4 protein-coding genes are annotated in these 8164 nt (G+C 37.3%); 2 read left to right on the top strand and 2 right to left on the bottom strand.

Going from position 1 to position 8164, the window contains the following annotated elements; translation table 11 throughout:
- Window positions 1-804: 804 nt before the first annotated feature.
- On the top strand, window positions 805-1230 hold the full coding sequence (locus QZ562_RS17505; RefSeq protein ID WP_293763018.1) for a PaaI family thioesterase: 426 nt from the start codon (window positions 805-807) through the stop codon (window positions 1228-1230).
- Between the two features lie 405 nt (window positions 1231-1635).
- Window positions 1636-3909, top strand: coding sequence for a CehA/McbA family metallohydrolase (locus QZ562_RS17500; RefSeq protein ID WP_293763016.1), 2274 nt, complete (start codon window positions 1636-1638; stop codon window positions 3907-3909).
- 387 nt (window positions 3910-4296) lie between these two features.
- Here QZ562_RS17500 and QZ562_RS17495 read toward each other — a convergent pair whose 3' ends face one another.
- Window positions 4297-5421 (bottom strand): cobalamin-independent methionine synthase II family protein, encoded by a 1125-nt coding sequence (locus QZ562_RS17495; RefSeq protein WP_293763014.1) that lies wholly within the window; start codon window positions 5419-5421, stop codon window positions 4297-4299.
- Window positions 5422-5936: 515 nt separating this feature from the next.
- A complete protein-coding gene (locus QZ562_RS17490; protein ID WP_293763012.1) occupies window positions 5937-7310 on the bottom strand; it encodes a hypothetical protein in 1374 nt (457 codons plus the stop codon).
- Window positions 7311-8164: the final 854 nt, after the last annotated feature.

Here is an 8164-nt window from a genome sequence, read left to right as displayed (position 1 = left end):
AAATAATGCTGACAGTTTGAGAGGTTCTAATTATCTATGAAAATTTTTCTAAGCCGACATAACTTACAGTATTTCAACATCCAAAAATGATTAAATATTTAGAATAAATGATTTGCTAAATTAAGCTTATATAGAACCTTTAATGTTCTGTACGAACACGTTGAAATTAAATAACTTTAAACATTTAATTGGTATCTCGGGGCAATTCTCATCTAATATAAATTATGATGATGTTTTTGTAATTAATGGACTAGCCTAAGGGATTATCCATGCGTGATATGTCATACGCGCTTTATTTTAATGAAACTATGTTTAAAACAACTTGTTTCAGTTATCGCGACTGCATAATAATGAATACTGGTTTTTTTTTCATTGACTGATCCTGTAAACTTTTTATTCTGAGTAGGCTTATGAGACTGCAAAAGCTAAGCCCATTATAGTTATGCTTAGCACCACAGAAATCGCATTAGGCACAGCGACCTTTCCGAATGACCTAAAGTAACATCAATCAATCAAAATAAGTAATGCGTTGCCTGATGCGCAACAATCACCCAAGTAATGATAATGGCTTTAATAAAGGCGCCAGTATAAACCCGATCGGTCATACGATAGGCCACAGTGAAAAGCAACGCCGCGATTGTCATTAATGGCACAAGCTGTAATGCAATGATGGACCAAAATGATTAACAAGACGCCTATTTTAATTTCTAATAAGTTGTTTCGGGTGTTCCCACAATTGTTAGCTGTTGCACAGAGCAGGTATGAGACTTATTCTCCTAACAGGTTTAATTAAATAAAAAAATTATGAAGCGTAAAGAAAACACTATTAAACAAATAAACGATTGCGGTCCAAAATTTATTAGAATGCTTGGTGGGCAACTTATGGACTTCGATAATGACAAAAAAGCTTGTACCTTTGAGTTCAATATCAGCAAAGACTTCTGCCATTCAGTTGATATTGTTCAAGGTGGGTTTGTTACAGCCATGCTCGATGCAGCCATGAGTCATGCTATTTTTATCTGCGACCATGAAATTATGAATGTTTCATCTCTTGAAATAAAAACGTCTTACCTTGCACCAACACGTGCCGGAAAGCTTCGTGTTGAGGGCTGGGTAATAAAACAAAGTTACAAAACAGCTTTTATGGAAAGTCACCTCTATAACGAAGATAATGAGCTAACAGCTACTGCAAGCTCAGTCGCTAAGTTACTCCGAGCACCAAAACAATAAATAATCAGAGCGCTTAAAATCGACATATTAGAACGTTAAAAAGAACGACAAACTTTTTAGGAGCAGAGCTAAGTTAACTATCACTACACCGGCTTGACTCTCGTGCCATTCAATATGAAGCCATTTTTTCCCATGTAAATGTATAGAAAATTCCTATGATTTTTTCTTAATACTTTTTACAAGCACGATCCAATGATGAGTCGTTTTATACGAATATTGTTTTGAGAATTAGGGATATTCACTTATTCGATCGTTATATTTGAGCAAATAATTGACAAACTTCAACATCGACGTCATTGCTATCTTCGATTGAAGCCTACTGTTCATTGCTTAGTTCAGACACAGCGTTTACCCTCACCACATTCAGACAACAAATAAAATTTTATTCATCGTTAGGTAATCCCCATGCTAAAACCGTTTTATCAATCCCTACTGGTTATCACTCTTATATTGGCAACTAGCATGACTGTGCCATTGCACAGTCATGCAGTTGTCTCCATTATTCATGGTAAGACTATTATACCCGGCGGTGACGCAATATCTGATACAGACTTAACTATTAGAAATGATAAGTTGGCGTTTTCCTTAGCGGTAGGGTCAGCACCTCCTTGGGGTGTTGCACGTGGCTGTATTGTCGATATTGCCAATGTAAAAGCGGATGGAACGTTAAGTAATGACCGTGTTGCCTTTGCTGATTTCATTCCGAATAACTGGTCAAGTTGGCCGAATACCTATCAAACTGTTGATATCATTAAAGATAGTAAAGATAAGGCAATTGTTAAGGTAACGCGAGATTTTGGCAAGGTAGTGATTAGTACTATTTATAGCCTAGCATCTGGCTCTGATCGTATACATGTTATGACCACTATGACCAACCAAGGTGATGCATTAGCGGATATGTTATCTGGTTATACGCTTTGGCCAGATGGAGGGTATAAGTTTGCCGTACCAGGTTATGCAGGCCAAGATCAAGCCATTGTCGATAACCCTATATCAGACCGATTTGTAGGTTATGACACTGATTGGGCCATCGCATTGCACGCACCCTATATGACAGAGCTAAAAAATAAATCACGTGATTTATATACTCAACATACTCTGAAAAAATCAGAATCAATGTCATTTGAAGGCGACTATCAGGTGTTAGCCAGTGGCGACCTTTCATCGGTAATTCACACAGAGATTAAGCGTAAAAATCTGCAGGCGGGAACGTTAACCGGATACGTTAAAACTCAACATGGTAACCCCGTCGCTAATCCAGCAGTGGTGGTGCTTAAGGAAGGTGTACCCTACATTTGGGTGATAGGTAAGGATGGTATGTATAATATTGATCTGCCTATAGGAGATTATCAAGTCTATGCATCAGGTAAAGGTTATTCCGACAGTAAAAAGCATAATGTTAGTATCAAATATAATGTAACACAGCCCCTCTCATTTGATGATCTGCTGGCTCCAGGTCAAGTCAATATTCAGGTAACAGACGCACAGTCAAGACGGGCATTAGATGCTAAAATTCAAATTAAAAAGGGCAATAAACCTCTGATCGAATTTTTTGGCGCAAAAACATTCTTCACCCAATTAGACCATATAGGTCGGGCTCAATTTACTCTGGCACCCGGCGATTATCAGCTTAAAGTTTCCGCTGGCGCTAACTTTGTTGCTAAACCAGTATTCGTCGATGCCAGTGTTATGCCCAATGAAACAACCAACTTAGTTAGTGCTATTCCTGTCAGCACCTATCCAACCCATCATGGTTGGTATGCCGGTGACCTTCACCATCATGCCGATGTGCTGGAAGGTTCAACATCAGCCGAGTATCTGGTGCGCTCGCAGCTTGCAGCAGGTCTTAATGTGACATTTGTGAGTGATCATGACTCAACCAAAAATCACAAGGCTATTAAAGCCTATTCAGATAAGCGTGGTGTACCGTTTATTCCATCCATAGAGATATCGCCATCTTGGGGCCACTTTAATGTGTTTCCGATTGATGTTGGCGCAACGTTATCTGTAGACCCTGGCGTGGATAGTATTCAAAATATTATTAAAGACGCTCGGCGAATGGGTGCCACAGCTATCGCCTCTAACCACCCATATATCCCTTATGGCTATTTGAGTAGCCTGAAGAAAAAAACAGTACCCGGTGGCTTTGATCCAACGTTCGATTTAATTGAGATAAATTCAGAAGTGGATTATAAGCAGGCAGTTGAAAAAGCTCGGCAGCTATGGTCTGAAGGTTTACCCTACTACTACACGGCAGGCTCCGATACCCACGATGTATGGAATGAAACAAGCGGTCATAACCGTATGTTTGTCTACACAGCCAGTAAACCAGATGCCAAAGCGTTTACTCAGGCAATGAAAAATGGCCACTCATACGCATCTTTTGGTCCTGTGATTTATACAAAAAATGTTATGTTTGGTGATACTCTGAAGTTAGCTGCAAATCAGCCACAATCTATTCGCTTTGACTTGATATCGGTCAATGGACTTAAGTCTGTGCAATTAATCGGTAATGATGGGATTATCGATGAGCAAACTTTATCAGGTGACAAGGCATCGGTAGTATTTGATGTACCACAAAAATCAGGATGGGTCAGTTTAGTTGTAGAAGATGCTAAGGCAAACAAAGCCTTCTCAAATCCAATATGGCTTAAAATGGTTGATAAAACACTTTTCTAATAATTGAAAAACACCCGGAGTCGCTTTCAAATCGCAATGTTTATAAAGCTATCGATTTAAATGTCGAATGAATTTTGATAAGTACTTTTTATAAGTACTCTCAACAAGTACTCTCAATAAATACTCTCATTAAGTTTTTCCTGTAAGAACTCTTGTAACTCGATTCCTCTGCGTGGTTTACGTCAGAGTCGAGTTAATTCATAACCCGACTGGGTTTTTAAACGAGAAAGTTGAAGCGCTGATTAAAACCGCAACTCAATATCAGCTAAATAGTCGTATTTACTCCTGTAGAATTCACAGTTAATCACAAGCTAGTAATTGACCCTGCCCATAGATACTCATTACACAGATTAACAATATCGTGACTAACATCTAAAACATTAAAACCTATACCAGTTTAGCTCCCTCAGACAGACTTGCTAATTTAGCATAAGCAATGTCAGGTGCAACTGCGCCAAAACCAGCAAAGGTACCAAAACCGCAATCGGAGCCGGCAATAACTCGCTCTCTACCAACAATGTCAACGAATTTTTGGATACGTTGTGCGACCAGGCGGGGATGTTCAACAAAGTTACTAGTACTATCTATAACGCCGGGGATTAAAATTTTAGTGTCTGGTATATCTTGTTTGCGCTGCGCAAAAACTTCCCATTCATGGCCATGGCGAGGGTTTGCAGTTTCGAATAACAGCTGCCCTGCATTAACCGACATCAATGTATCAAACATTTTTTGCATTGGGATATCACAAACATGTGGCCCCTCGTAATTACCCCAACAAATATGAATCCGCACACGCTCTTCGGGTAAACCGGCAATCGCATAATTGAGTGCTTCAACATGAGTATTGGCAATTTTAATAAACGCTTCATCACTAAGGTCTTGGAACAACATGTGCCGCGATAACGCTAGATCAGGACAGTCTAACTGAAGATCAAAACCTGCATCTATGATTGCCTTATACTCAGCTTTCATCACTTCAGCGAGTGCTTCAATATATTTTTCTCTGGATGGATAATATTGGTTTGGTAAAAAAAGTGCAATTACGCCGGGAGAAGCCGCATTCATAAATGCTTTTTCGGCTTTTTGCTTAGTAACCGCTAGTTTTAAATTATCCAAATCATGTTGTAGATCATCAGTTTCTTTACTTTTAATTTCACCAGTACAAAATGGCCGAGAGTATGTCGGCGTTCCACCAGAGCTAACTAATTTTTTAAGAAAATCAGGAAATAACTTCAAATCTGCTGGAGCATTTCGTGGGCTATCCCCTGAAAATCCAGTGTAACGGTCCTTCACGTAGGTGGCATATGAAATTTTTGAAGTTTCACCATCAGACACAATATCGATACCTGCTTGATGCTGTTTGAGAACCACGGCAGCAACAGCAGAAGTCATTTCAGTTTGAAATTCACTAGGGTCATAAAATTCGTTGTTTTCTCGCGCAAAAATAAAATCGACGGTTGATTGAGAACGAGGTAGGGAACCAACATGGGTGCTTAAAATAGGTTTAATCATTAAAATTTTGAGGTCACAAGGCAACAGACGAACAATATAATCTAGTTTAGAACAAGAAAAAAGTCAGAATATCAATAGGATGGACTTATCTTAAAAATAACCAATGCTTTAGGCTGTAGCGTTCATATTTAGTAGCATAACTACATTTTAAAAAGAATTGGCGAACACACTTCAGAAAAAATAGGTATTACAAAAACCCCCATAGAGAATAAAATTACAAACAATGAATCACAAGAATGACAAAGACACCTATTGTAAATTTGTAAAATACCTCTGAATACTGAGCTTAATGACCAATAAGTGTTTTGTAGAATATTATTGATTAAAGAAATTCTAGAGGGTCTGCTTGACCTATTTGACCAAAAATTCTAATAGGTGACTTTCAATGATTCTTTTGTAACAGGGCTAAAACTAATCGCTTCTCAGACAGGCCTTAACAGATATTTCGCAACTTAAAATACGAATTTAGACAAACTGATTAAACTGTTGTTTTCTAAACAAATAAACAACCATTATCAAATATCCTCTTCTGACTGTATTGCCTCGATATTAACGATGTTAGAACGATTTAAGGTGATTTTGAAACGCTGCATTTGTTGTAATTCTTGTTTGTCCGTATGCATTAAAACCACATTAATCTGATAACGACGCTCAACAGCCTGTTTTGTTATTTTACTGCTATCGAGAGAATATAATCTGCCCTCACCTTTTTTTAAGAAGCGAATAAAAGGGGTTAAATTAAAATAGATACGCTGTTGAATTTCGTCATAGCCGTGTAAAAAACTTTTTTCATTTACTTTACTTTCACTGCGAAAATGGAGTAGTTGCGCTGCCTGTTTATTTTGTTGCCGTCGTGTTTGAAATAATTTATCTACTTGTTTAGGTAAATCTTTATTGCGAATGTATTCAAGCCAGATAGTCTGGCTCGCCACTCGACTTTTATTGACACTATGACTATAAACGATCCTCCATTTTGGTAATCCTTTTTGGATAATACGCCAAATAATACGGGTAATGTCTTCTTTAAAGATTTCCCTTAAACCATAAATAACACCTAACATGCCAACTAATGCAATCGTAACTTCAGTAAAGTTAGTGCGAGCATTTAATACCAGCACCATAACAAAGGTCATAATGATGGCGGTAACTGTGCCCCGTACCATTCGTTTTAAATTGGTATTGAGACTTTTTATTTCTTTTTGAAATACCACCCCGTATTCAATCAATCTTTGCAGCAATCGCATTTTATTAGTAATGCGATTGGGGTCAGCCAAAGTTATCTGGGAGTTATATTGATTCATTTCTCGGTATTCATTTTCACTGCGACACAGCGTAAATAAGAAATTCCTCTCACTGGTAAAATCAGTACTTTTGGGAGCTCTAGAAAGTAATTTTAGAAATGATTGTTCAACCTGCCAACTGAGGTAGTTGTCAGCATTTTCAAAATATGCCCTAAGTTTTTGATCTGGAGGAGTATATCTTCTTAATTTTTTCAGTAGTCCGTAAATTTGCTCTGCCAACACTATGGCCTGTGGATAAAAAACTTTGCCCTCTTTAAGCTTAATAACCTGTTTTATATCGGTATCCAGAGCAATACGAATTTGATAAGAAAACAAATTAAGGTTTAATCGATAATCACTTTGTTCACCTTTTTGTTGGCTAATAAAGCGACTTCGAATCAAAGGTAAATGTAATTGGCCTGAGTAATAAGCGCTATGGCTTTGTATACTATTATGAAAATAATGATTTTCTTCTAATGTTTTAGGGCTAATACCCATTTCATCCGGTAAAGAGAAATAGAGGTCAAGCCTCTGCTGGTCACTAGGCAGTAACTGGTAACTGACCTTTATAGAAAGACCTTCATCTTGGATGAGATTAATTTTATTCACTTATATCCTCTTCTCCTTGTTGATTATATTGCCAAGCTTTATTGGGGCGACTATAACTTTCATCTGCCTCATTAGTCAGACTGATTAGCTATTGGAATAAGTAATAATTTACTAGGCGTTTATTGACAGGAGACTTTTTAACTAAATAGCAGCAAATTAACCTAAATCTTACAGTTGGATATTAACGAGGCACAGAAAAAATTAATTCATAATTAATCACACTACGGTTTTAATCTACGTCGTCGGTATGCGTGCTCTAAAATTGTCCTGTTTGATGTGCATTTTTATATCAGTAAAAATAGCGTTGTTTGGCAATTTTGTTGCCTTGCATCACAAACGTCGCTATTTATGAAAATATTCTCGCACCACGGCTAAATCTTTTTCTGAGTCGATAAAACAAGCATTTCTATTTAAATAAACATACAAGCCGAACATGATAACTGTGAGGTCATAATCATATCACTTGACGTTTGCATCCAAACTATACCGAACTATACCGAACTATACCAAATCACGATATTTCATAAAAATGTCTTAAACTAATATAATCACCTTACATTTTTTCACAGCGTCTAAACTGTCTAAAAAATGAATGACTCAGTCATAACATAATTAGTTAAGTGTGAAAAACTAAAACGATAGGTTGGCTCAACCGATGCCTCCTAAAATACTGTACTCATCAAAGCGGCTTATTGATACTTTTAATAATCAAATCACTTGTGTCCTTTTTTTACTTCTTTTTCACTTCTTTTTCCACTTCTTTTTCTACTTCTTTTTCTACTTCTTTTCTACTCATTTTGTTGTGAGCTTAACACCCAATTTAAAAAGCTCCGTCATTGTGCAGTGTTCTTTTA

This window comes from uncultured Paraglaciecola sp., assembly GCF_913058035.1.
Taxonomy (GTDB): Bacteria; Pseudomonadota; Gammaproteobacteria; order Enterobacterales; family Alteromonadaceae; genus Paraglaciecola.
Note: the sequence above shows the minus strand (reverse complement) of the source record. Positions and strands in the feature narration are given on the sequence as shown.